This window comes from Variimorphobacter saccharofermentans, assembly GCF_014174405.1.
Taxonomy (GTDB): Bacteria; Bacillota; Clostridia; order Lachnospirales; family Lachnospiraceae; genus Mobilitalea; species Mobilitalea saccharofermentans.
Genome location: NZ_JACEGA010000001.1, coordinates 1,879,846 through 1,904,115, shown reverse-complemented (window position 1 = coordinate 1,904,115; position 24,270 = coordinate 1,879,846). Strand labels below are relative to the sequence as shown.

Below are 24,270 nucleotides of genomic sequence, written 5' to 3'. Positions count from 1 at the left end.
CCCTTCCTTCTAAGATTATCCACCATAGATTTATTCATAATGTCAAGGGCCTAATCCCATGTAGTTTTCTTTTCTAAATTCTTAGCCGTAAGCCATGATAAAAGGCATACTCTATAAATACTAACGATAGAGCAAACATGAACCCCCATAAAAGGTATAACAGCAGCTTTCCCTTTGGTATAAAATCAATGGGTTTTCTGCATACTACGGAATAGATCAGACGCAAAAAATAATTCCGAAGTCTTGCCACATTATTATAGATACAGAACATATTATATCCGTCCCCCTTTAATAAGAACGGCCAAAGATTAATCAGCATATAGGAATAGCCAATAATGGAAAAGGTACAAAACATATACGCCAGGCTTTTCATTGATAAGCACATAAAAAGGAAACCGATGATAGCAAATTTCGAACATAGGGCTATCGTAAACAAATCCACCAGCAAAAAGGTACGGAGTGTCTTCTTTTTCTCAATGGTAAGCAGATATTCCCAACCAACAACTACACTGATAAAGACACCTAAGAGTATTCTTAATTTAAATTTTATGGTATGCTCTCCTCCATAACGGATAATAAATGCAGCCATCCAGACCTCATGATAAAAAGCAATCGCAATACCAATTAGCAGAAATCCAAACCACCGTTCTACCTGATTCCATGAAAATCCAGTATAAGGAATTAGCCGAATATTACAATAGATGGAGAGGCTGATACAAATCAGAGAGGATACTACCTTCCATGTCATATTACGGGATGCCAGACACTTTTTTATAATGACGATTAATCTCCTACTGGGCAATTCAATACGAGTAAGCATACGAAAATAGTATCCTATCGTTTTCTTTTGTAATCGATTCGTTCTTGTGTCCAATATCAGCTTTTCAAAGATAAATTTGTCTAAGAGATTTTTCAGTTTATCTGACGGCAGGTTATTGTATTGCATATAAATATCGTTCAGAGTAATCGGTGTTTCCGAGAAGCGCATAAGGATCTCATACTGCAAGCGGTTTAACAGAACTACCCCCCTGGGTGATTTTACAATATACTCGGACTGCGTTTCTTTTACGATTAGCTTATCCTGAAGGATATATTTTGATGCTGCTTCATAATTCAATGACATTTTGATAAAAGTCCCCTTTTCTATTTTGCATTGTTTTTATAAATGCGATAAAATCACAATCATCCGTTTCATCCTTTAAGATGGTATTCTCATATCCCAGTTTCAGCAGGCTGCTTAAGACATTGTTGTTTTTGATACTGTTTCTTATCCTGATCTTTCGTTCCAGTTGATTAAGAAGAGCTGCTTGTTCCTCCTTCATTTTCTCGATCAGCAAATGGATCTTCTCTGTAATCAGTGGGACATTCTGACCCAACGTCTTGATCATCCAAAAGGTCACATATCCAGAGCGAAAATTCAGATTAGAGGTTTCCACGCGGTAAGTAATACTCAGCCTTTCTCTTAGCTCCTCCGTTAATTGCTCCTTCACATATTCAGAGAAAACCTGCCCTTCTTTACGAAATTCTTTACGAAAAAACATTCCGGCCGTATAGTGAACTATTTTATCCTTCGAATAATGCAGAGCCTCCCCCGCACTCTGCACCGGATGATATTGCAAATTAGTATGAATGGACTTGTCTTCCTGTCCAGAATGACAGGTATTCTTATTGAAGCCCTGATATCTTTCCTGTTTATCCATTAACCATTGATCGATACCATTGCCACACAGAGTAAGGAACCTACAACTTCTGTTCGCAATATTATTATATAATTCAGAAACATCCTCCAACCTTATTGACTTAATTCCCTCATTTGTTCCGAGAATACGAAATCTATCCCGTAATTCCGGAAACATCCTGTTTAAAATACTTTCTCTTGCATGTTCCACGAGAATATTGTGGTACTCCAGCTCACTTAAGATAATATTACGTTCATTCTCAAAGCCCAAATCTTCATTTGGGTCAATTTTGCTAGAAAGAAGTTCCTTCATAAACTCCATAATTTCTTCCATATCCTCTTCCGGAGAGGCTGCATAGAAGCACATGATTTCATGGGATGTGAATGCATTAACCAGAATTCCCTTTTCCTTCAGCTTATGAAATTGCTTCTTTATGTTCGGAATATTCAGTAGAATATGCTCCAGGAAATGATGTAATCCGGGAAGATTAGAAGGATCAGAAAAGGATCCCGAATCAAACCAACAGCCAGCCGCCATTATATTCATACTCCCCGTTCCATCGGAAGTAATTATTGTTCCATATTCTTCTCCCATAATTTCACAACCCTTCCGTTGTCCTTGTTATAGGCAAATCTCATTTCGAGCATCCTGCACTTTAGCAACTGGCTAATCATAATTGCCGCCTGACAATAATTAAAATCTGCTTCTACAAAATAACCATTCGGATAATCACTAAGCAGCTGATGAAGCATCGTCTCGCCCATACTGCTTTCGTACAGTTTTGCCTCTTCAATAGCAGAAATACTCGGAAATACAATACAATCTATATTCAAACCATTCTCATATGGTGTAGAGGGGATTGGAATAATTCTTCTTGTGATATGTATACTTTGCTCCACATAGAAATCCTCACAGACTCTTTTATCCATTCTGTCATCGCAATTCTGCTTTACGTAATGTCCGAATGGATAGGCCCTGCCATGTAAATCCAAGAAAATGATATCATCACTTAATGCCTGGTAACCCCTTTCTGCCAAAAGCTCCATTAATGTGGTTTTACCGGATTGGGATGACCCAAGTAGCATATATACTTTCACATCATGAATCATCAAAGCTCCATGAACCGGAAAAAAGCCCAGTCCAATATGATGTTCAATAACAACTCCTTCTATCACCTTGATTAACAGAGGCAAAAATAATGAAAATTCCTTATCGACATAATGAACCTCTATGCGGTGTCCCGTACTCGTTACCTTTGCCATATTATTATTGAAGCAGTAGAAGGTGTCTCCGTTCTGATTTTGACCCTTTAGAAGATTATCCTGCTCTGTAATCCAGAATATTTTATCATCATAGGAGGGTGCTTTCATCAAATGAATATGTACAATGGGTCCGGTGAAGCTACTCCAGGTCATTTCTTGATAGTATTTCTTCATTGTATCTATCACTTCCCTGGAACCAGCAGTAAAATACAAGCCCACCTTATTAACAATTGAAGTATAATGAATTGAATTTGTATCATATTTCATCGAAATGCCGGTTAATAGGTCTTTATCAAAGGAATATACCTTACGGTTGATGCAGTAAGTAATCTGATTAAGCATGGAATATCATTCCTTTCTTTGAAGCCATAAAGCTTTTATTGTAATCTATCATTGTGAATCATGTTATTCTTGAATAAGCTGAATTAAATCCTTAGAATATTTCACGATATCCTCATCTCGATAATAAGCATTCTCCAACAACAGCCTCATATAGATTTCATACATATCTACTGGAAGGAGTATTTCCATGAATCTATGCTGCCATTTCAGATGAAGCCAATAGATATCCTTGGAAATCAGATAAGCCACACCTAAGGATCGCAGCATCATATCAATAGAGTATTTCTTTAATAAAAAATCGCTGCTCTTGGAGTCAGAATAAAAATTCATGGCTTGATATATGAATTTCTCAATTAATTTACTCCTTTGTTTAAATGGTCGGTAGTGTTTCATGAGCTTTCCGACCTCATCATCTCTGTTGACAACCATTTTACTCATATGGATTCTTCCTGCCATCAGATTCAGATCCGATATTCTGTCAAAAAGAGTATCCTCGTATTGCATCAAAAGCTGTTCCAATGATGACAGATCCAGGAATTCTAGCTGAATCTTACAATGCGTATTATCAAGAAAGGTATCTATCTTTTTCCCTTTATCCCGAGTTATTATGAGATAATCGTAATCTGAATACTGGTTGGCAAATCCGATTGCCTGGGAGCCATGTAATAATATACAGTGATAATCGATGTGATTGCTGATGCAATATGCTTCTAAGATCTCCTTTTTATCAACCATAGCAGTTCCTTCCTACCGTGTAGCATTACTTATCCTATTCAGAGTCACTAAAAACAGTTTCCGCATCCTGAAGTAATATCATCTTGCATTTCTCATATAGTGAGCTGCAATTCTGATATAGTAATGTATCATCTAGGTTACCGGGTATAAAATTATTAAGAAATATTTTCCTTTTAAACCGTTCTTCTATAAAGCAATTGCGATTATTGGGTAAGATATAAATTGAACTGATACAATTCACATTGATACCGGTTTTCTCGTATAGAATTGGAAGCTTCAGTAATTCTTTTTGTTCACCTGTAATAGCACTTCGTATAGTTCTTACTCGTTCTATTGGGTAATTGGAAAAATATCGCTCCAGAACCTTACCGGATAGAGCCGGGTATCTCTTTAACGCTGAAATCTGCTTGTCCCTGTCCACAAAGATCAGTTCATCCGTTAGGATGTCCCAATGTCTGAAGTAAGCTCTCAACGCAGATGAAGTTTTTCCTGATCCCTTATTCCCTACTATTAAGATAATATCATCACCCTTACGGAGTAATGCCGCATGGATGGCATATAGAGACGTAGCCAAGGCCTCCTTACGAATCAGTTCACACAGCTTTCCCCTTAAGCATCCATATAATTCTTCTCTGTCTCGATAATAAATCTCACTGGAGAAGCTCCTTGTGACACTTATGATATTAGAGGTTATATCAACGGTCTTTTCCTTATCCCTCCATATCTCATGTCCAGTTACGGGATTATGGTAAACTCTTTGCATCCCGACTATGTAGCGCTCAAAACAACGTTCCAAATTCTCTATATAGATAACGTGCCTTTTACATCGGTTTAATTCCTGATTACTTCCAAGCTCCTTATGTAATAAAACCATTTCTTCGGTTATATTCTGAAGTGATTTTATTATAATTTTACCGAATTCGTATTCGTTCATTCTATTCACCCAATTTTCTATATCCTCATGACAAATCATTCTCAAATATTGAATATTGAAGTCTTATTGCAATAAAGAAAGTGTGGTAACAGCCTGAAAGCGAATGCATAGTTTGCCAGATTAAGCTTTCTATGCGTTATTGCAAATAATTGTTTCTGAATATGTACTCATAAGCCAATCATATGAAAACAGCTTTCCATGTGCTACCACACTTTTCAAATAGTTCACATCTTATTACTAATTAAAACTTATTATGATAATAACCAGGTGATTAACTTATCTTTCTTAGCCAAGAAACCACTTTCGCAGTCATCAAACATAGTAACTAAATCGATGTTCTCAGAAATCTCAGTTTGCATTTCCATTGTGTTATCCATTCTTTTTTCTTCCATGGCCAATACCTCCTAAATTTTTAATTGATATGTTTCGTTACTTTGATGTGAACTATTTTCTTTGCAAACACTCTTCTGTTATTTGCAAAGAAAATAGCTCAATCCTTTGAATTCTCGTTTGTTTGCTTCTTATTGACATAAATTTACTACACGATATCTGATATTTCAATGCCTGATGCATGAACATACCGCTCCACTACACAAATCGACTGTTTTGATGCATATTATGCGTAATTGTGTATTAAATAGCTGTTATTTATTACTTATCTTTTTTATCGTATAGGAAATTCGGAGAAATTCCTTATGCGATAAAAAAATCCGGTAGGATGATTGATTTACCCTACCGGATTTTTTTATGGTAACCATTGATAACTTAAAGTTGAAAATTACAATTGCAATAATATAGTCACAACAACATTTTGGAGAGAACAGATTATCAAATGGTTACCACATCATTTCATAGTTCACACCATATTCTATTTTATATTTAAAGTTTTAAGTATTCATCATCTTTTGCTTGAACATTACTTTAAGTTATGCTTTAGCTCAATTTGATGTAGACTATGATGTCATTGATGTGAACTATTTTCCCTGTAAACAATTTTCATTATTCACAGGGAAAATAGTTCATAAGTACAAGAAAATGTGGAGTACCTGGCTACCATCTATAGCATACAATCTCATGGCTGACATTACAATTGCATAGACAAGAATGCACTCTTGAAATGCATAAAAAGTCGGTGATTAAGTTGCCATACTGTTGGAAGCATCAAAAATCATAATGGAAAAGAATAATCGGCATAGCAGGTAAGCCAAACCATACTATGCCGATTTATTCCGGGATTAAGTTATAACCGCCCCAAATGGCAGTTCTTTATCAACTATATATCTGTACCTATGTACTTCTTACTTCTTATTTCTTATTTCTTATTTCGTATTCTTTTTCTGAGGCCTCTTTGGCTGATGAATTAGCCCCATACAATTCGGAGGCCAAGGTGTCCAAGCCATATTTGCCTCCACTTCTGCTACCTTTTGAACTGATCTTAATACACTTTTCTTAATCAAATCTTCTTTCATAGCTTACCTCCTGTTTTATAATTTTTGCAATCATTAATAAAACAGCACACATTATAATCCCCATTGATGGAAATATAATATATACCGATTTTATTCTCAAGATGGATAATGTAACTATATATAATAATTCTAATCCAAGAACCACTCTGGCTCTTATCCGATAGCTATTCAGTTCCTCCGAGTCCATATTTACATTTGGATGATTAACCGGTGCAAATATCAAAATTATAACACTTGCAATTGCACATAATAAATACATAATGAGCGTATTGTTTAGCAAAAAAGGAGCAAACACCTTACAACATGATAAAAATAATAAGGTCGATCCTAATAAGCAACTAATATAACGTTTTGCATGATAACCGCCTGTTCTCCCTCTCAAAGCAATAAAGAATACTAAAAATAATATACTCGGAATAAAAAGTCTGAAATACAATGCTAAGGAGAGAACTATTAGATAAAAAGTAATCTTCTCAATAAAAACTTCAATTCCATAAATATAGTACTCTACATTATCTCGGTTACTCATTCCATTGTTAATAAGACTTTCACTAATCCGAACTGCGATTTTATGAACCATAAATATATGCCTGTCCCCTTTCATCACAAAGCATCCTATTTAATATATTATATGCTTGGTGACTTAATCTATGCATTCAATTTATCCCTACAACTAATATTAACATCCTAAAGTATAATAACGTCAATCATGATAGCAAAAACCGACTGCGCGAAAACAAAAAAAGCCCCTTCATAATATTTCATTCGGTATGAGCGCTGAAAAGTAAAACCAATGATTTTCACACTTAATTGCACTGGTTCCATTATATTTATTAATAATTTCCCTAATATTAAGTAATCCAATACCATGATCCTGTTTATTCTCTTTTGTAGTTGCAATTCTTTGGTCAATAATCTGAATGTCCTCCCTTACCGGATTATTTACAGCAATAATAAGTTGATTTTTATCATTCATGCACTTAAACTGAATCACTTTATTCTCTTCAAGTTTTTGGCAGGCTTCAATTGCATTATCTAAAAGATTAGAAAGTAACGAAACCAAATCCTGCTCTGTTATGATTAATCTTGACAGATCATTAACCGTAATCATAATAATTATTCCATTTCTTTTGGCATCCCGATATTTCTGATTTATGACTGCATCCGCTACTACATTATTCGTATGTATAGAATCCATATCCATATCAATATTTCCAGTAAGACCAGTTATATAATCAATCGACTCCTGAAGCTTGCCGTTCATCAACAAACCCTTAATACAGTTTAGTTGATTTTTATAATCATGCATATATTTCTTCTGTTTCTCAAAGGATTCCTTCATCGTATAGTAAAGACGCATCTGATTTTTTGTTCTCTCCTGAACTAATCGATCATTCTGTATCTGTATCTCTCTGTCAATAATGTCATGTATTAAGTAAAATATCACCATATTCATTATGGCCATACCTACTGCAATGAATAATAGCGAAATATTCTGAACCATGTTTTCATAATCAGTTGTGGCGATCAACGCAAATATTGTTCCTAATGTTAATAATGGAAAGTACGCAAAACGTATCATTTCCTTATTCGTAATCATATTCAAACTATCATGTGGTTTCCATATGCGTCTGATAAAAAAGAAGATAATAAATAAGACGGTTTTGCATAGTAATGCAATTAAAGTACCCTTTAATGGACTATTTAGGAATGAATAATAATCCTTTGAAAATATAAATTTTAATAATGTAAGCAAGGAATAATCTATGCTTATCAAAATCCCGAAATATATAATAGCAAAAAACAATATCTGCTTAAGTTTTGCATGATAATATATTTTCCATAATAAAATAATGAAGGCAACGATACTTATGTATTTTAATAAAGCGAAGCTCAGCAGAATTGTTGATATAACAAAGAACCCTATAAACATGATTACTAAGATGTATTTTTTTATCCACTTATTAATATATTCCTTGCGATGAAAAAAAGTATCTGCAAATATCTTACAGCATGCTGTTTCAAATAATATTATTACAAAGCTTTGTAATAAACTAATGATCATCCTATTCCCCCTTATACAACACAAACGCTTCCTTCACCAGTTGAAACTTTTGCTTTGGAATTGGTAGTATTTCATCCGAGCTTAAATAAGCCCTATAATTACTAATCTTCTCAATATATTTCATATTCACAAGATAACTTTTATGGATGCGTAGAAAGCCATACTCCTTCAATCGTTCTTCCATATTATCCAGCTTATCATATAGGCTATATGTATTTATCCTCCCTTCCAGTACTTTGAACATAATTTTATGCTTTTGACTTTCCACATAAATAATCTTATCTATAAAGATTTGCTTTTCTCCTTCAATAAAGGAAAAGCTCATCTTTTTCATCAATATCTTCATTTTCTTCACTATGGTATTCATACATTCAACTAAAGATATCGGTATAGAATCCTTCATAATATAACGAATTGCATCTACTTTATATCCTTCCAGTACATAATTAATGAATGCAGTAACAAATACAATGAAAGCCTCTGGGTTAAATTTTCTTATTTTGTATGCTGTTTTAATGCCATCCAATTCTTCCATGTTAATATCCAGAAATATTATGTTATATTTGGCCAGCTTAATTCCCTGTTCAAATAACTGCATCCCATTTTCATATAAATCAATGCAGGACTCAATTTGATTCCTGTTCATATATTCTGTAAGCAGCCTTTTAATATAATCTCTGTAGTACTTTTCATCATCACATATTGCAATCTTAAGCATAATCCGTCATCTCCCTGTCAATTTTAAAAGTGCAATTGAATCATTATTTCATTCGTTTCTATCATTTTGAAAATTGGTATTTTATATAATTTGAGTAAGAAATTTACCAATTAACTTGTACCATTATTATATAGTAATAATTTGTAAATGTCTAACACAATTTACTATTAATTGCTTTCCATAAATTATATTTTCACATGAAGGATGAATAGGAGATGTTATCGAATTATCGGACAAAGATTTTGATTGGTATGGTAATAGCCAGAGTATTGATAATCCAGAAAATCACTACAATTGCAATATAAAACCACTTTCCGATGAAAATATACATATCAAATTCTCATCAAGAAAGTGGTATTTAATTATTCCTTAATTTTAAATCGATTGATTAGATTATCCAGTTCCTTCGTCATTTCGTTCAGCTGTACGATGCTGTCTGAAATACCAACAACTGTCGCCGACTGTTCCTCTGTCGAAGCGGAAACTTCCTCAATGGAAGCAGAATTATCTTCTGCGGTTGCAGAAACATGATGTAATAGAGTCAAGACTTCGTCCTTTTGGCGGTTAATATTATAGTTATTATTTGCAATAACCTTAATACCCTCAACCAGCTGCTGCAAGCTGTCAGAAATCTTTTGGAATATATTTTCTGTATCTTCCACAGAACTATTGATCTTTTTAACACCGCTTTTATTGACTTGAACGAATCGAACTGCTTCTTCTGATTGATTTTGCATATCTGAAATTTGATTTCGGATTTTTTCCGTGGATATTGAAATCTCACTAGCCAGCTTTCGTATTTCTTCTGCAACTACTGCAAAGCTAGCACCGTGTTCCCCTGCTCTGGAAGCTTCAATACTCGCATTCAGAGCAAGCAGATTCGTTTGTTTTGCAACGTTCGTAATTATGGTTGTAATCTCACCAATATCCTGTGAGTGCTCGCTGATTCTTCCAATTACCTTTTCCAGTTCATTCGCATTTGTTTTGTTTAGTCTGTTGGCATCCTTTAGATTATTCACGGAGGATAATCCCTGTTCCTTAAGTTCTAGATTCTGCTGTACTAATGCTTCGATCTGATTACTAGCCTCAGCTGTCTCATTGATATCCTCTCCCAGTTTCGTAACCTTACTCACACTATCCATAATATCTTTATATTGCTCCTGGGTTGCTTCCGCAATATGAGAAATCGTCTGAGCTACCTCAGCGGTTGCCTGGGACATATATGACGAGGTTTCTCTTAAATCCGAAGAAAATGTATTGATTCTATCTCCTGAAGTAATCATCGTTTTTAGAATATCGTTAAAACTGTCAAGCAATCTATTTACGGAGTCCCCAAGGATTTTTGTTTCATCCTTTGCTTTAATCTTTATCTTTTCCTGTGTTAGATCTCCATTTGATACTTGCTCCAGGATATGAGTAACCTGTTTGATTGGTTTGGTAATTCTTCTGGTAACAAAAATCGTAATCGCTATTGCAAGTACCAGCGTTAACACTACTGCTATGGTGTTGGATAATAATATGATACTGGAACCCCTTGCCAATTCTTTATCATAGGTCACCGCTGATACAATCCAATCCCAATGAGGAAAATACATGGTATATACAGTCTGCTTATCCTTTAATGATTTATCAGATAAGGTATAGCTTAGGATACCGCCACCATTTTTCGCTGTATCAATAATCTCAGGTAGGATCAGTCTTCCATCCTTAGTTTGCACATTACTTACATTACCTTCCATAGATGGATGATATATGATATCTCCTTGAGAATTCAAGATATAAAAGTATCCCGTTTCACCTAAGTCAAGGGTATGTATTCTATATGCCGAATTTTCCGTTGCAGCTGATACAACATCCGTTTCCACAGTGGCTCCGGAGGTTGCCTCAGCTTCCTCATTCAGCAGATTTTGTATCATATTTATAGAAGACTCCTTCGCTGTCTCCTCTGTCATCCATGCTGAGTCACTCAATGTATAACTATGGTTTCGGTTAATATCAGCCATTACTGTCTCTATTGCATTTCTTAAAATAATCTCATTCGAACGCTTTAATTCATTATTTGCTATTATGTAATTCATAATAGATATTACAAATAGTGAGTAAATTGCAACCGCTGATACCAATACACATATTTTCTTATTGATGCTGTTAAACTTCAAGAATCTCATTTAGTATCTCCTTTTACTATGTAGTGATATGGAAACTCAAAAAGAAAATAACATTTTTTATTACTAATTCTATTAATTCAAAATATACCATAAGTGCAAATATGTTGCAATAGAATAACTTTATGTTAACAAAAAAGTAATATTTGTGACGTTATATGGGATTATTTGGTGTACACGCAAAAAGAAAAGGGATAATCATTCCTCCACAACATTACAAATCAAGTGGTGAAAGAATCATTATCCCATAATAAATATTTTAATAGAATATATTTATACCTTTTCATAAATAAAATCAATATCACTATCACAAAGTCTTGGTGCTTTTTCATCTTTCTCCGATACAATTGGACACTCAATTCCCCAGTTAACTGCTATATCAGGATCATTCCACATGATGGAGCGATCTGCTTCAGCATTATAAAAATTATCTGCCTTATATAAAAATTCTACATCCTCAGTTAATGTTAAATATCCGTGAAGAAATCCTCTGGGTATCAATATCTGTCGAAAGTTTTCAGCTGATAGTTCAACAGCAATCCACTTTTTATAGGTTGGTGAACCTTTTCGTACATCAACCACTACATCCAGCACTGCACCTCTTGTACAACGAATTAACTTAGCCTGTGCTGCATCACCCTTTTGACAATGCAATCCCCGAAGTGTTCCCTTCTTGCTTGAGTAGGAATGATTATCCTGAACAAATTGATAATGGAGTCCTGCCTCCACCATAGTCTTCTCAGACCAGCTCTCCATAAACCATCCTCGATTATCTCCAAACACCTTTGGTTCTATGATATATACATCTTGTAAATCTGTTTTTATTACCTTCATTATGCTCCTCCTAATACAGGATTTTCCCATTCGCTACCTTCATCAGATGCTGTCCATACGTGGACTTGCCATAATGCTCAGCTGATTGGATCAGCCTATCTTTGTCGATCCAGCCATTCTTATAGGCAATTTCTTCAATTGCAGCAATCTGGATTCCCTGTCTTTGTTCAATCACCTTTACAAATTCAGAAGCTTCACTTAAGGCATCCATGGTACCCGTATCCAGCCATGCATATCCTCGCCCAAGGGTAACTACATTTAAACTACCATCTTTAAGATACATATTATTCAGATCAGTGATTTCAAGTTCTCCTCTATGAGAAGGCTTGATCTGCTTAGCAAACTCACAGACTCTGTTATCATAAAAGTAAAGTCCTGTAACACAATAATTTGACTTCGGATTTGCCGGTTTCTCCTCAATAGATATTGCCCTACCATTCTCATCAAACTCTACAATACCAAAACGTTCCGGATCCTCAACATAATAGCCGAATATGGTAGCTCCTTTATCCTGCTTTGCTGCATTATTCAATATACGAGTTAGTCCATTGCCATAAAAAATATTATCTCCAAGCACCATGGCGCAGGAGTCTCCATCAATAAACTTCTCACCGATAATAAATGCTTGAGCCAAGCCATCCGGTGATGGCTGTTCTTCATATGATAAACTTATACCAATATTACTACCATCACCTAGAAGTCTTTTAAAATTAGGTAAGTCATTAGGAGTAGAAATTATAAGTATCTCCTTAATTCCCGCCAACATAAGTGTGGATAACGGGTAATAAATCATCGGTTTATCGTATACAGGCAATAACTGTTTTGACGTAACAAGTGTTAATGGATATAACCTTGTTCCGGAACCCCCAGCCAATATAATACCTTTCATATTCAGCCTCCTACTTTAGCTTACCGCGCTTAATGGGTAAAACCGGTTATTTTTTATCTTCCTCTAAATCAATATCAATTGCACTTGTTAACTCCCCTATTGAATCATTTATTTGCTTGGCGGTAATCTGTCCTTCCATAATTCCCTTTGTACTCTCTCTTTGGAATATAATCTTTGCTGTAAGCAAAATCAACTTGATATCCAGCCATATTGAATAACTTTCGATGTAACAGATATCAAGCTTCAATTTATCATAGGGAGTCGTACTATAATTACCATATACTTGTGCATATCCAGTTAGGCCTGCCTTCATCTTTAACCGATATTCAAATTCCGGCATCTCTGCTAAGTATTCCTCAGCAATTTCAGGTCGTTCTGGCCTCGGTCCAACCATCGACATATCACCTGCTATGATATTAAATAGCTGTGGAAGCTCATCCATACGGATGGAGCGTAAGAAACGTCCAATTGGAGTGATTCGATCATCATGTTCTTCCGCAAGTCGGGCAACTCCATCTTTCTCCGCATCCACTATCATACTTCGAAATTTATACATCATGAATGTTTTTCCGTCAATAGTATATCGTTCCTGCTTATAAAATACAGGTCCCCCATCATATAGCTTAATCAGAAGAGACACCACCAGCATGAAGGGAGAGGTAAGGATTAGAAGTAATATTGACAATACTAAATCCATAGCTCTTTTCATTATCTTCTGATCAAAGGTTAAGCCGATATTTCTTGATAATAGCAGCGGAGTATCAAATAGGTTAATATCAGAGGCACGCATGATAATGATATCCGATAATTTGGGCATAATGTAAGTACGTATGGAATGGCCAAAGCAGTATTTTACAATTGGATTACGTAGTGACGAGGGTATATCCCATACAATTACTGCATCAAAATCATGGATCACCTTAATAATCGCATCATAGCCTTTGTTCACATTCATAGCAGCACAGATTTGATACTTATCCTTACGCGTACTCATCTTCTCGATTAAGGTATCAGGTGCTCTGTCACCATAGAGTAAAATCATTTTCCTAGGCGGAAAGAGTCTTTTGTATATCGCGTTCGATATGAAGGTCCATATAATTATGATAACAACATCAATGGCCGACATAATTAGTAATGGAACCGCTTTAACAAATCCCAATGCAAGCAAACTGATCTGTAAATAGGTGATACCATTTACAAATAGTAATCCCAATATCTGTGAAATTAATACCTCCGAGCTTTTATAATACCCCACTCGGAAGCCACCGTATATTTTCGTAAACACAAAAATAAGCATGGCATATAGCGCAACCATAACCCAGCTTCCTCGGCGAAAGAAAGGCTGCCAAATTACGTTATTATAATACCCATGCCAGAAAAACCAAAAAACCACTGAATGCATAAGTAAAATCACAAATGCAGCAATGAATACAATTAGACGTTTATATTGATCAAACTTTCTCATGAAAATACCTCAATTGTTCAAGATAATGTTCAAAAAGCAATTCCAAACATCTACTAAAGTGTATCAAAGGTAAAGATTGATGTCAATAAGAACGATGACAAAATACGCTGTCATAATTTGATAACAAATATAATTTATTTGCATTATATTGCATTATATTGTATCATACAAGAGTAATAAAACACCGAAGGAGAGATATCAGACTATGAAAATGACAGCACTCATTATGGCAGGAGGACGAGGCGAACGGTTTTGGCCAAAAAGTAGAAAGAATCTGCCAAAACAGTTCTTATCGCTAACGGATGATGGTAAAACAATGATACAGTTAACTGTAGAGCGTATTCTTCCTCTTGTAGCAATGGAGGATATTTATATATCAACGAATAAGGATTACAAGGCATTGGTATTGGAACAACTCCCTGAAATTCCTGCTGAGAATATTCTGTGTGAGCCGGTAGGCAGAAATACCGCACCTTGTATTGGTCTTGGCGCCGTTCATATCTCCAAGAAATATGAAGATGCCATCATGTTCGTATTGCCCTCCGATCATTTAATTAAGTATAACAGTATGTTCTTAAATACCTTACGAGATGCGGCTGAAACAGCCAAAGAGAATACCAATCTGGTTACCATTGGTATTACTCCTGATTATCCTGAAACCGGATACGGTTATATCAAATTCAATCCGGAAGTAAGTAATCACAGAGCCTTCTCGGTGGATCGTTTTGTTGAGAAGCCATCCCTTGAGGTTGCCAAGGAATATCTGGCTTCTGAAGAATATCTTTGGAATAGTGGTATGTTCGTATGGAAAGTATCTTCTATCCTTAGTAAAATAGAGTACTATATCCCAGATACCTATAATGGTCTTATCAAAATAAAGGAAGCGATTGGAACAGCGGAGGAAGAAGGTGTTCTTAACCGAGAGTTTCATAATTTCCAATCCATCTCCATTGACTATGGTATTCTGGAAAAATCAGATAATATCTATTCCGTTCCTGGAACCTTTGGATGGGATGACGTCGGTTCCTGGCTTGCCGTAGAACGAATTCGAAAGTCCAATGAATTTGGTAACGTCGTAACAGGAAATGTTATTACCATTGACTCAAAGGATTGTATTATTGAAGCCGGAAAAAAATTAATCGCTACTGTAGGTATGAGAAATGTTATCGTAGTAGATACTGAGGATGCCACCTTAATTTGTGATAAGGAAAGTGCTGGAGATATCAAGAAAGTACTTGAAAATCTTAAGATATGCAATAGAAATGAATACATATAATAAATAAAAGGAGTATGAAACATGAAGAATGCATTAATTACTGGTATTACGGGACAGGACGGTTCCTATCTTGCTGAATTATTATTAGAAAAAGGATATCAGGTTTATGGTATCATGAGGAGAAAAAGTGTCGTTGACTATGGGAATGTGGAACATATAAAGGACAAAATTAATTTCATCTATGCTGATATGACGGATGTGATCTCTTTAATCAATGCCATGAAGATATCGCAGGCAGATGAAGTATATAATCTAGCTGCACAATCTTTTGTTGCTACAAGCTGGGAGCAGCCTCTGGCCACTGCTGATATTGACGCATTAGGTGTAACTAATATGCTTGAAGCAATCCGTACCGTAAAGCCTACAGCCCGCTTCTATCAGGCTTCCACCAGCGAAATGTTTGGTTTGGTACAGGAGATCCCTCAGAAGGAGACCACCCCATTCTATCCAAGAAGTCCATATGGCGTGGCAAAATTATACGGACACTGGATTACCAAGAACTATCGAGAAAGCTTTGGCTTATATGCCTGCAGCGGTATCTTATTCAATCATGAAAGTGAGCGCCGTGGTAAAGAATTCGTTACCCGCAAGATTACGGATGCTGTTGCTAAGATCAAATTAGGTCTACAAGATCATCTTGAACTTGGTAATATGGATTCGAAAAGAGACTGGGGTCATTCCAAGGATTATGTCTATGCAATGTGGCTTATGCTCCAGCAGGATACACCGGATGACTATGTAATTGCTACTAATGAAACAAGAACTGTTCGAGAGTTTGTCGAGACCGCGTTCAAGCATGTAGATATTACAATTGAATGGCAGGGAATAGGTGTTGATGAAATTGGTAAGGACAAGGCAACTGGTAAAACACTTGTTAAGATAAATCCCAAGTTCTTCCGTCCTGCAGAAGTGGATATCTTAATTGGTGATCCTACAAAAGCTGAAACAAAGCTTGGTTGGAAACGTAACATTTCCTTCGCTGAATTGGTTGAAAGAATGGTAAAGAATGATTTGGAATTAACGAGTGCAAAGGAAGCAAAGTAATAATTAAAGTAAACATTACAGAATGTCTCAATACCGATTGGGACATTCTTTCTTTGGAGGTATTCATGAAGGCATTAATTATAGGTGCAGCTGGATTTGTCGGTAATTATCTGATTGATCATTTGATTCATGATTGTCATTGGTCAGTAGCTGTAACTAAGCTAGAAAATGAAGTTATCGAGCACCAAGAAGTTGAGCAATATAACCTTGATATATTAGATAAACAGGCAATAACCCGACTATTAAGAGTATTACAACCAAATTATATTTTTCATCTGGCTGCCCAAAGCTCTGTGGCATTATCATGGAAAAACCCCTCATTAACCATAGATGTAAATGTGAAGGGTAGTATCAATGTTTTAGATGCCATCAGGGAACTGGATTATTACCCACGTATTCTTTTGATTGGCTCAGGCGAAGAATATGGCCATATTCTTCCTGAAGAGACTCCCATATCAGAAGAGAACCATACACGCCCTGGTAATATATACGCTGCCTCAAAAGTATGTCAGAATATGATAGGGAAAATTTATTCAGAAGCATATCATATGGATATTGTTATGGTAAGAGCCTTTAACCACATTGGCCCAAAGCAATCTCCTACTTTTGTTGTCGCAGATTTCTGTAAACAAGTTGCAGAAATTGAAAAAGGACTTAAAGAACCAATTATTAGAGTTGGGAATCTTAGTGCTAAAAGAGATTTTACAGATGTAAGAGACGTTGTTAGAGCATATTCCTTATTAATGAAAAAGGGAAAAGCAGGTGAGACTTATAATATAGGAAGTGGTAAAGCAATATCGATTGAAGAGATTTTAAAGCTTGTTCTTTCTAACTCTGACACTCAAATATCTATTGAAATAGATAAAAATAAGTTACGACCTGTTGATGTCCCAATAATTGAAGCTGATATTAGAAAACTGCAAGAATGTACTGGGTGGGAGCCAAGCATTAATATAAATCAGACAATATTAGATTCTCTCAATTATTGGAGATTCCACTCAAATACTAACCATTAAAGAACTTACTCTAGTCTGCTATGGGCCTTTTTTAAATGCCCATAGCTTATTTAAAGCAAAATTAATTGGAACTCCAATAAGGGAATTAATTATAGGAACTATATATTTTGATACAGAGAAAATATCTATAAGCACATAGGATATGATATTACTCAGTACTAAACCGGTAAAAGCATAAGAAGCATATGTTCTGGCTAATGCAACATAAAGATTTCTCTTTTCTGACTCCTCTTTCTTAAAAACCAATTTATTATTCCAATAAAATGACCAAAGTACACTTAATATAAATCCAATAATATTTCCTATAATATAGTCTTTTTCCAACGCAAGATCACGAACAAGTAAAAGTGTTATCAAATTCAAGATGTAATAGACTAATGTATTTGACACACCTACAATACCAAATTTAATAAATTGCAGTAAGACCTTATATGTACTTTCTTTCATATTAATATGAAGCATTTTAAAGAAAGCTCTGAAGATCATATTTAAAATTTTATCCATTTTAATTCTCTGCTCCCGATTCTTCATAGCCTTATATTCATTGAATTCTTAACAGCTAAGTAATAATATAATCCAGTTTTGATTATTAATTCACCTACCTGAAGTCATTACAAACGAAGTCTTTTTCTTAACGTGTTTCTTTCGCTAGAAATTCTTCTATCTGTTGATCCATCACTTTAGACACGTCTCCACCTGCCAAATAATCAATACTCCACTCCACTATCTTTTTCATGGTATGTTCTACATTCCATACTGGTTTCCATCCAAAAGTAGTTTTAAGCTTTGAGCAATCTAGCTTCAGGAAATTTGCCTCATGGGGTCCACCAACATGTATATTTTTCCATGTGATATTTGTTCCATTACTCTCATTCCATTTATCACAAAATAGTGTAACAAGTTTACCCGTTGTCCAACAATCAGCATCATCAGGTCCTACATTATAACAACCGGCAAAACTACGATCTTCGTATTGTTTTTGTGCAATCATCAGATATGCAACTACAGGTTCAAGTACATGTTGATAAGGTCTTATAGAATATGGATTTCTTACAATGATATCCCTTTTTTCAGCTACTGCTCGAATACAATCAGGAATAATTCTATCATTTGCAAAGTCTCCACCACCGATGACATTTCCTGCTCTGCAGGTTGTTACCGCTGGAGCCGTAACTCCTTTGCCATATATCTTCTCATAATATTCATCTGTAAAAAAAGAATTCTTGTAGCTTGATGTTACTAGTTCTGAACATGATTTAGAATTAGAATATGGATCGTATCCATTCAACTCATCATTCTCTCTATATCCCCATTGCCATTCTTTATTTTGATAAACCTTATCTGTTGTGACATTCACAAAAGATCTTACTGTAGGCGTTCTTTTTACTGCTTCACATATATTTACAGTCCCCATAACATTTGTCTCATAAGTATACACAGGATCATTATATGAATCACGTACTATCGGTTGAGCTGCCATATGAATAACTATTTCTGGTTGGCATTCCTTAAATACAGTAAGTAAATACTCCAGATTTCTAATATCACCTTTTACCGAGGTCATCTGCCTTTCTAAACAGCACATCTCGTACAGTGAGGGATTTGTTGGTGCTTCCAACGCATAACCAGTTACAACTGCTCCCACATTTATTAAAAGTTTACACATCCATGAACCCTTAAAACCAGTATGACCTGTTATTAAAACTCTTTTCCCTTTAAAGAAACCTACATCAAACTTCAAGATACAGCACCACCTTTTTCTCTTTTTGTAAACATAAATCAATCAATATTAAATCTCTGAGTATAAATTAAATTATTCATTACCTTTCCATCTATAATCATATTACATTATACATAATTCTTAATATCCTCAGCAATTATATCAGCACAAAGATGATTCTTTTCCATTACTTCGCTAATGTTATACCTATCCAAAAATTCTTTTTTCAGACCATAATTTAGAACCTTCATATCCTGTGGGCCATAAAAACTTGCTATTTTTTGCCCAAATCCTCCATCAAGTACTCCATCCTCTAAAGTAATAATCAATTTATGGTTTTTTATCAGATCGGTTAATAATGTTTTATCTAACCCAGTAATGTATCTCGGATTAATCAACGTGGAATTTATGCTATATATTTTCTTTATTTTATCAGAAAGTTCTTCTCCCAACTGAAAAAAGTCTCCAAGAGCAATAATCGCTATTTCTTTACCCTCTGAAACGACTTTATATTTATTTAATTCACTATAATCAACATCAACTTCTCCTTTTGCGTCAAATACACCATTTCTCGGAGCACGTATAGCCACAGGATATTCCGTTTGATCTATACTCCAGTCAAGCATTGCTATGTACTCCTGCCTGTTTGTAGGAGCAAGATATACAAGATTAGGTATATTACTCATCATCGGAATATCAAATATTCCAATGTGAGTCACATCGTCCGCTGAATATACAGATGCATTTACAACTATCATAGTTGCTGGCATTTTATTAATACAAAGTTCTTGCGAAATTTGATCATATGTTCTTTGAAAAAAAGTCGACATTGTAGCAAATACCGGTTTCCCTCCATGTTTAGCAATACCAGCTGCCATAGCGATAGCATGTTCTTCTGCAATACCAACATCAACAAACTGTCTTCCAATTTGTTTTCTATATTCTTCTGAAAAAGATAATGCTCCTGGAACAGCTGCAATCATTGTCACAATTCGTTCATCTTTTTTCATCTTCTCAATTAAATGATCTCTTATAATATAGTCATAGCGTGCACCATTAAAAGGATTTTTTTCTTTTCCGGACTCAATATCAAATGGCCTAACCCAATGTGTGCTTTCTTTATTCATTTGAGCGTGCTCATAACCTTTTCCTTTAACTGTACATATATGGACTACTATAGGATGATCTATGTCTTTGACAGATTGCAATGTTTTTACTAATTCTTCAATATCATGTCCATCTTTTACAAATAAATAATCATATCCAAATGCTTTAAATAGATTGTTTTCACATTTGCCATATGTCTCTCGTAATTGTTGCAAATTCTTATATATTCCACCATGATTTTCCGCTATTGACATTTGATTATCATTAAAAATTATAATTAAGTTACCCTGAATCTCTGACCCTCCAAAGTTTAGTCCTTCCAGAGCTTCTCCACCACTAAGAGAACCATCCCCTATAATTGCTATGATGTTCTCCTTTCCACCAGCTAAATCCCTTGCTTTGGCCATGCCACATGCTAGACTAATAGATGTTGCTGTATGCCCGACTCTAAAAACATCATGTTCACTTTCTACCGGATTTGTATATCCATTACATGTGTTATATAATTCTTCATCAATAAACGCATCTTTTCTTCCAGTTAAAATCTTATGAGTATAACATTGATGAGATACATCAAAAATAATCTTGTCTGTAGGAGAATTGAAAACATAATGAATTGCTATGGTAGCATCAACCATCCCAAGATTTGAAGCAAGATGCCCACCCTTTTTACTGGCCTTAACAATAAGTGCTTTTCTTATTTCTTTAGCTAACTCCTGACATTCTCTTATTGTTAATTTTTTCAAGTCTGAAGGGGTATAGATTTTCTCTATATACATTTTTCATACTCCTTTCACAATTCATCTAATATTCGATATTTTTCTCTCTCAAGTAACGGGTACATATCTTGGCAATTATTTCCTTTTGGTAAATCAGGTTCCAGTTTAACATTTTCATATTCTATTTCGTATATTATACTTTTATACTTATTATCACATGCTATATTTTCGTCTTTTGTGTAAGGTATGTTATATGCTTCTGCTATTTTTTTTAAATCAGGCACAGTATATCCACTTTTTATATCTGTATGAATATACTTATTACCAAATAGTTTTCTTTCATGATCCGCTATCATTCCCGAACAATTATTATTCATAATTATTACTTTTATAGGAAGATTCCACATCGAAATGTAATGTAAGTCTTGGGTATTATACTGGAAACCCTGATCTCCCACTATACAGATTACTTCTTTTCTTGTTGCATAGTAAGCACCGATTGCTCTTCCCAAAGCCACACCTAGAGTCCCATATGATTTAGAACACAATAAGTTTCCTTTCGGATGAACGCTTTCAAATGCTCTAGATAAAAAAAACTCATTATTACCGACATCACTAATATAAATCTTTTCCGTTGATTGCTTTTTTAGATAACTTTCCAATCGTACTACTGGAAACGGTCTATCATATGTTTCCAAAGAATTTTTTATCTCATCACATACTTTTAACCACTCATGTTTACTAAATATTGAACATTTACTTTTAACTATTCCCTCAATTACACATTTTGCGTCTAAATTATAGTTATCTGCTCCTGATATTTCTCTATTAAATTCTTTTTCATCAATATCTATTCGGATGATTTTTGCATTGCTTATAATAGGCAAGAAACTAACTGAATCAAAAGGAAATGCTAGTCTATTACCTATAACTAGAATCAGATCAGACTTAGACAGAATAAAATTACTATATCTTACTCCATGACTTCCAATATATCCATAGTAATATTTTGAATTACAAATCAAATCCTGTGCTCCCCTGCTTGATAGTACAGGTATACCCAGTTTATTTATAAATTCATCTAATTTATCTCTACTTACACAATAACGAATACCATCTCCAATCAGCAATACAGGCCTACTTACCTCATTAATACAATATTCAATTTTTTCAACAATTTCTGAACATTCCATATTTGAAGGAAGCTTCATTGTTCTCATATATTCATTCTGAATAGTTTTGTCGAACAAACTGGCCAAGATATCAATGAGAACAGGACCTTTCCGTCCTTCTAATGCAGTTTCACAAGCCTTTATAAACTCTACAGCAAGATCTTCTATTCTATTAATTTCTACCGCATATTTTGTGATATTCTTTACACAATCAACAATAACCAATTCCTGGTTGACTGAGAATCTCACTTCTTCACTTGTTCTATTTCCATGCGCAGTTATGAATAGGACTGGTAAAGATTCCTGGTATGCTTCAGCAATACTTGTCATCATATTCGTAATACCAGGACCTCTTGTAGCGTACGCAACACCCAATTGACCCGAAGCTTGCGCATAACCACACGCTGCAAATCCAGCAGTTTGCTCATTAGTCATGAGATGAGCCTCTAACTCAGTTTGCCTTTCATTCATTGCATATAATAGCTTCAATATAACTCCACCTGGAATACCAAAAGCATCTGACACTCCATAATCTTCTATTAACTTTTTTACTATAAACTCGGATGCTCTCAACTTATAATTTCCCCAGTCTTCTCAAAAGTTCTTTAGTGTTTTCTACAGTATATCTAAATCTTAAATCATCAGGTATGTTAGATAGAATCTGGTCAATTTCTGAATAAGACATTTGATATTTATCTTGTAATTCTATCGCATATTTGTATGCTGTTTTATTATTTGCAGCAATATATCGTGGTATTGAATAACCCCATAATCTATTAATATTAAATTCATCTACTATTTCACATGCTTGATACATTTTATCAACATTATAATTGCAATTATAATTTGCATTCATATAATTTAGAATCACTTCGGATTGCAAATTACCTGTGCCTTGACCCATCCCTGTTGCACATGAATCAATTATAATCTTCCTATCAGTATCAATATTAAGTAATGTAATTACATTTAATAATGCCATCTCCATATTATTGTGTGCATGAAAACCTATATGTATACTAGGTTTTAATGTTTCATTAAACCAAGTAAAATACTTAATCACATCCTCTGGTGTCATATAACCATAACTATCAACAAAATAAACAGCATATGCATCCATCTCGTTTGCCGCATTTAAGACCATTTGTAGCTCTGCATCTGAATATCTTACTGTTACCATAGGCTGTAAAAAAACTTTATAACCCTTTTTAGACAAATCCTTTGAAAACTCTAATGATTTTTTTAACTCAGAATATCTTAAGCATATTCTTGTAATATCAAGTTTTGATTCGTCCCAAGAAGGAATAGAAGATGTATCTATATCTGGTCCTCTATAAAATCCAGCAAATAATTGATTATTTCTTCTTTTATGTGGTATTATAGATGATATTTCTTCCATGTTTTGATATATTGCAAATCCCTTTTTATCGCAATCAGACACTTCAATAGCACCTAATTCAACAATTTCAACATTAGATTCAACAATGTAATTTGCAATTTTATCTCTATCACCTCTCTGGAACGTTTTGGTTTCTGCTCCATTTTTGTCTGCATCTTCTAATGCAAAGCCACCATCTCTCAAAGTGCAATCTAAAATCTTTATTCGATTCATACATACCTTGTATGATGTTTTTCATGAAAACATCATATTCCCTTTCT

General features: G+C 34.7%; 22 protein-coding genes. 3 read left to right on the top strand and 19 right to left on the bottom strand.

The annotated features are described in order from the left end of the window. Window positions 1–73 precede the first annotated feature (73 nt). The 14 genes from H0486_RS08350 to H0486_RS08285 all read right to left on the bottom strand — a co-directional run bounded on the left by H0486_RS08350 (window position 74) and on the right by H0486_RS08285 (window position 14,557). The gene (locus H0486_RS08350; RefSeq protein ID WP_228352559.1) at window positions 74–1,123 is read right to left on the bottom strand and encodes a hypothetical protein; all 1,050 of its coding nucleotides are present in this window, start codon (window positions 1,121–1,123) and stop codon (window positions 74–76) included. Then, entirely contained in the window at window positions 1,107–2,273 is a 1,167-nt protein-coding gene (locus H0486_RS08345; protein WP_228352558.1) for an insulinase family protein, read from the bottom strand. The genes H0486_RS08350 and H0486_RS08345 overlap by 17 nt, the downstream gene beginning before the upstream one ends. Continuing rightward, window positions 2,249–3,283 (bottom strand): phosphoenolpyruvate carboxykinase (ATP), encoded by a 1,035-nt coding sequence (locus H0486_RS08340; RefSeq protein WP_228352557.1) that lies wholly within the window; start codon window positions 3,281–3,283, stop codon window positions 2,249–2,251. The genes H0486_RS08345 and H0486_RS08340 overlap by 25 nt, the downstream gene beginning before the upstream one ends. Window positions 3,284–3,346: 63 nt before the next feature. Next, window positions 3,347–4,018, bottom strand: a complete 672-nt coding sequence (locus H0486_RS08335; protein ID WP_228352556.1) for a hypothetical protein — start codon at window positions 4,016–4,018, stop codon at window positions 3,347–3,349. Between the two features lie 34 nt (window positions 4,019–4,052). Continuing rightward, window positions 4,053–4,952, bottom strand: coding sequence for a hypothetical protein (locus H0486_RS08330; RefSeq protein WP_228352555.1), 900 nt, complete (start codon window positions 4,950–4,952; stop codon window positions 4,053–4,055). Between the two features lie 251 nt (window positions 4,953–5,203). Further along, on the bottom strand, window positions 5,204–5,344 hold the full coding sequence (locus H0486_RS08325; RefSeq protein ID WP_228352554.1) for a hypothetical protein: 141 nt from the start codon (window positions 5,342–5,344) through the stop codon (window positions 5,204–5,206). Between the two features lie 927 nt (window positions 5,345–6,271). Further along, on the bottom strand, window positions 6,272–6,421 hold the full coding sequence (locus H0486_RS08320; protein ID WP_228352553.1) for an AgrD family cyclic lactone autoinducer peptide: 150 nt from the start codon (window positions 6,419–6,421) through the stop codon (window positions 6,272–6,274). Beyond that, window positions 6,402–7,025 (bottom strand): accessory gene regulator B family protein, encoded by a 624-nt coding sequence (locus H0486_RS08315; RefSeq protein WP_228352552.1) that lies wholly within the window; start codon window positions 7,023–7,025, stop codon window positions 6,402–6,404. The genes H0486_RS08320 and H0486_RS08315 overlap by 20 nt, the downstream gene beginning before the upstream one ends. A gap of 147 nt (window positions 7,026–7,172) precedes the next feature. Next, the gene (locus H0486_RS08310) at window positions 7,173–8,021 is read right to left on the bottom strand and encodes a sensor histidine kinase (protein WP_228352551.1); all 849 of its coding nucleotides are present in this window, start codon (window positions 8,019–8,021) and stop codon (window positions 7,173–7,175) included. 466 nt (window positions 8,022–8,487) lie between these two features. Then, on the bottom strand, window positions 8,488–9,204 hold the full coding sequence (locus H0486_RS08305) for a LytR/AlgR family response regulator transcription factor (protein WP_228352550.1): 717 nt from the start codon (window positions 9,202–9,204) through the stop codon (window positions 8,488–8,490). 362 nt (window positions 9,205–9,566) lie between these two features. Further along, a complete protein-coding gene (locus H0486_RS08300) occupies window positions 9,567–11,372 on the bottom strand; it encodes a methyl-accepting chemotaxis protein (protein ID WP_228352549.1) in 1,806 nt (601 codons plus the stop codon). A gap of 270 nt (window positions 11,373–11,642) precedes the next feature. After that, complete coding sequence (gene rfbC, locus H0486_RS08295; protein WP_228352548.1) at window positions 11,643–12,203, bottom strand: dTDP-4-dehydrorhamnose 3,5-epimerase; 561 nt, start codon at window positions 12,201–12,203, stop codon at window positions 11,643–11,645. A gap of 10 nt (window positions 12,204–12,213) precedes the next feature. Continuing rightward, window positions 12,214–13,092 carry a glucose-1-phosphate thymidylyltransferase RfbA gene (gene rfbA / locus H0486_RS08290; RefSeq protein ID WP_228352547.1) on the bottom strand — a complete coding sequence of 293 codons (879 nt, stop codon included), beginning with the start codon at window positions 13,090–13,092 and terminating at the stop codon, window positions 12,214–12,216. A gap of 46 nt (window positions 13,093–13,138) precedes the next feature. Continuing rightward, window positions 13,139–14,557, bottom strand: coding sequence for an exopolysaccharide biosynthesis polyprenyl glycosylphosphotransferase (locus H0486_RS08285; protein WP_228352546.1), 1,419 nt, complete (start codon window positions 14,555–14,557; stop codon window positions 13,139–13,141). A gap of 205 nt (window positions 14,558–14,762) precedes the next feature. On the opposite strand from H0486_RS08285, the gene H0486_RS08280 reads away from it, so the two are divergent. The 3 genes from H0486_RS08280 to H0486_RS08270 all read left to right on the top strand — a co-directional run bounded on the left by H0486_RS08280 (window position 14,763) and on the right by H0486_RS08270 (window position 17,893). Then, complete coding sequence (locus tag H0486_RS08280) at window positions 14,763–15,833, top strand: mannose-1-phosphate guanylyltransferase (RefSeq protein ID WP_228352545.1); 1,071 nt, start codon at window positions 14,763–14,765, stop codon at window positions 15,831–15,833. A 21-nt stretch (window positions 15,834–15,854) separates the two neighbouring features. Continuing rightward, entirely contained in the window at window positions 15,855–16,877 is a 1,023-nt protein-coding gene (gmd, locus tag H0486_RS08275) for a GDP-mannose 4,6-dehydratase (RefSeq protein ID WP_228352544.1), read from the top strand. Window positions 16,878–16,942: 65 nt separating this feature from the next. Continuing rightward, on the top strand, window positions 16,943–17,893 hold the full coding sequence (locus tag H0486_RS08270) for a GDP-mannose 4,6-dehydratase (protein WP_228352543.1): 951 nt from the start codon (window positions 16,943–16,945) through the stop codon (window positions 17,891–17,893). Window positions 17,894–17,911: 18 nt separating this feature from the next. On the opposite strand, the gene H0486_RS08265 is transcribed toward H0486_RS08270, so the two are convergent. From H0486_RS08265 to H0486_RS08245, 5 genes are all read right to left on the bottom strand, one after another. Next, on the bottom strand, window positions 17,912–18,397 hold the full coding sequence (locus H0486_RS08265; RefSeq protein ID WP_228352542.1) for a GtrA family protein: 486 nt from the start codon (window positions 18,395–18,397) through the stop codon (window positions 17,912–17,914). A 127-nt stretch (window positions 18,398–18,524) separates the two neighbouring features. After that, window positions 18,525–19,634, bottom strand: a complete 1,110-nt coding sequence (gene rfbG / locus H0486_RS08260) for a CDP-glucose 4,6-dehydratase (protein ID WP_228352541.1) — start codon at window positions 19,632–19,634, stop codon at window positions 18,525–18,527. A gap of 107 nt (window positions 19,635–19,741) precedes the next feature. Then, window positions 19,742–21,499 carry a 1-deoxy-D-xylulose-5-phosphate synthase gene (locus H0486_RS08255; protein WP_228352540.1) on the bottom strand — a complete coding sequence of 586 codons (1,758 nt, stop codon included), beginning with the start codon at window positions 21,497–21,499 and terminating at the stop codon, window positions 19,742–19,744. Between the two features lie 14 nt (window positions 21,500–21,513). Beyond that, window positions 21,514–23,184 carry a thiamine pyrophosphate-binding protein gene (locus H0486_RS08250; protein ID WP_228352539.1) on the bottom strand — a complete coding sequence of 557 codons (1,671 nt, stop codon included), beginning with the start codon at window positions 23,182–23,184 and terminating at the stop codon, window positions 21,514–21,516. Between the two features lies 1 nt (window position 23,185). Further along, window positions 23,186–24,223, bottom strand: coding sequence for a beta/alpha barrel domain-containing protein (locus H0486_RS08245; RefSeq protein WP_228352538.1), 1,038 nt, complete (start codon window positions 24,221–24,223; stop codon window positions 23,186–23,188). Window positions 24,224–24,270: the final 47 nt, after the last annotated feature.

Coding starts and splice junctions, on each gene's coding strand:
- H0486_RS08350 (WP_228352559.1), bottom strand. CDS start 1,123: ATGTCATTGAATTATGAAGCAGCATCAAAATATATCCTTCAGGATAAG.
- H0486_RS08345 (WP_228352558.1), bottom strand. CDS start 2,273: ATGGGAGAAGAATATGGAACAATAATTACTTCCGATGGAACGGGGAGT.
- H0486_RS08340 (WP_228352557.1), bottom strand. CDS start 3,283: ATGCTTAATCAGATTACTTACTGCATCAACCGTAAGGTATATTCCTTT.
- H0486_RS08335 (WP_228352556.1), bottom strand. CDS start 4,018: ATGGTTGATAAAAAGGAGATCTTAGAAGCATATTGCATCAGCAATCAC.
- H0486_RS08330 (WP_228352555.1), bottom strand. CDS start 4,952: ATGAACGAATACGAATTCGGTAAAATTATAATAAAATCACTTCAGAAT.
- H0486_RS08325 (WP_228352554.1), bottom strand. CDS start 5,344: ATGGAAGAAAAAAGAATGGATAACACAATGGAAATGCAAACTGAGATT.
- H0486_RS08320 (WP_228352553.1), bottom strand. CDS start 6,421: ATGAAAGAAGATTTGATTAAGAAAAGTGTATTAAGATCAGTTCAAAAG.
- H0486_RS08315 (WP_228352552.1), bottom strand. CDS start 7,025: ATGAAAGGGGACAGGCATATATTTATGGTTCATAAAATCGCAGTTCGG.
- H0486_RS08310 (WP_228352551.1), bottom strand. CDS start 8,021: ATGATTACGAATAAGGAAATGATACGTTTTGCGTACTTTCCATTATTA.
- H0486_RS08305 (WP_228352550.1), bottom strand. CDS start 9,204: ATGCTTAAGATTGCAATATGTGATGATGAAAAGTACTACAGAGATTAT.
- H0486_RS08300 (WP_228352549.1), bottom strand. CDS start 11,372: ATGAGATTCTTGAAGTTTAACAGCATCAATAAGAAAATATGTGTATTG.
- rfbC (WP_228352548.1), bottom strand. CDS start 12,203: ATGAAGGTAATAAAAACAGATTTACAAGATGTATATATCATAGAACCA.
- rfbA (WP_228352547.1), bottom strand. CDS start 13,092: ATGAAAGGTATTATATTGGCTGGGGGTTCCGGAACAAGGTTATATCCA.
- H0486_RS08285 (WP_228352546.1), bottom strand. CDS start 14,557: ATGAGAAAGTTTGATCAATATAAACGTCTAATTGTATTCATTGCTGCA.
- H0486_RS08280 (WP_228352545.1), top strand. CDS start 14,763: ATGAAAATGACAGCACTCATTATGGCAGGAGGACGAGGCGAACGGTTT.
- gmd (WP_228352544.1), top strand. CDS start 15,855: ATGAAGAATGCATTAATTACTGGTATTACGGGACAGGACGGTTCCTAT.
- H0486_RS08270 (WP_228352543.1), top strand. CDS start 16,943: ATGAAGGCATTAATTATAGGTGCAGCTGGATTTGTCGGTAATTATCTG.
- H0486_RS08265 (WP_228352542.1), bottom strand. CDS start 18,397: ATGGATAAAATTTTAAATATGATCTTCAGAGCTTTCTTTAAAATGCTT.
- H0486_RS08255 (WP_228352540.1), bottom strand. CDS start 21,499: ATGTATATAGAGAAAATCTATACCCCTTCAGACTTGAAAAAATTAACA.
- H0486_RS08245 (WP_228352538.1), bottom strand. CDS start 24,223: ATGAATCGAATAAAGATTTTAGATTGCACTTTGAGAGATGGTGGCTTT.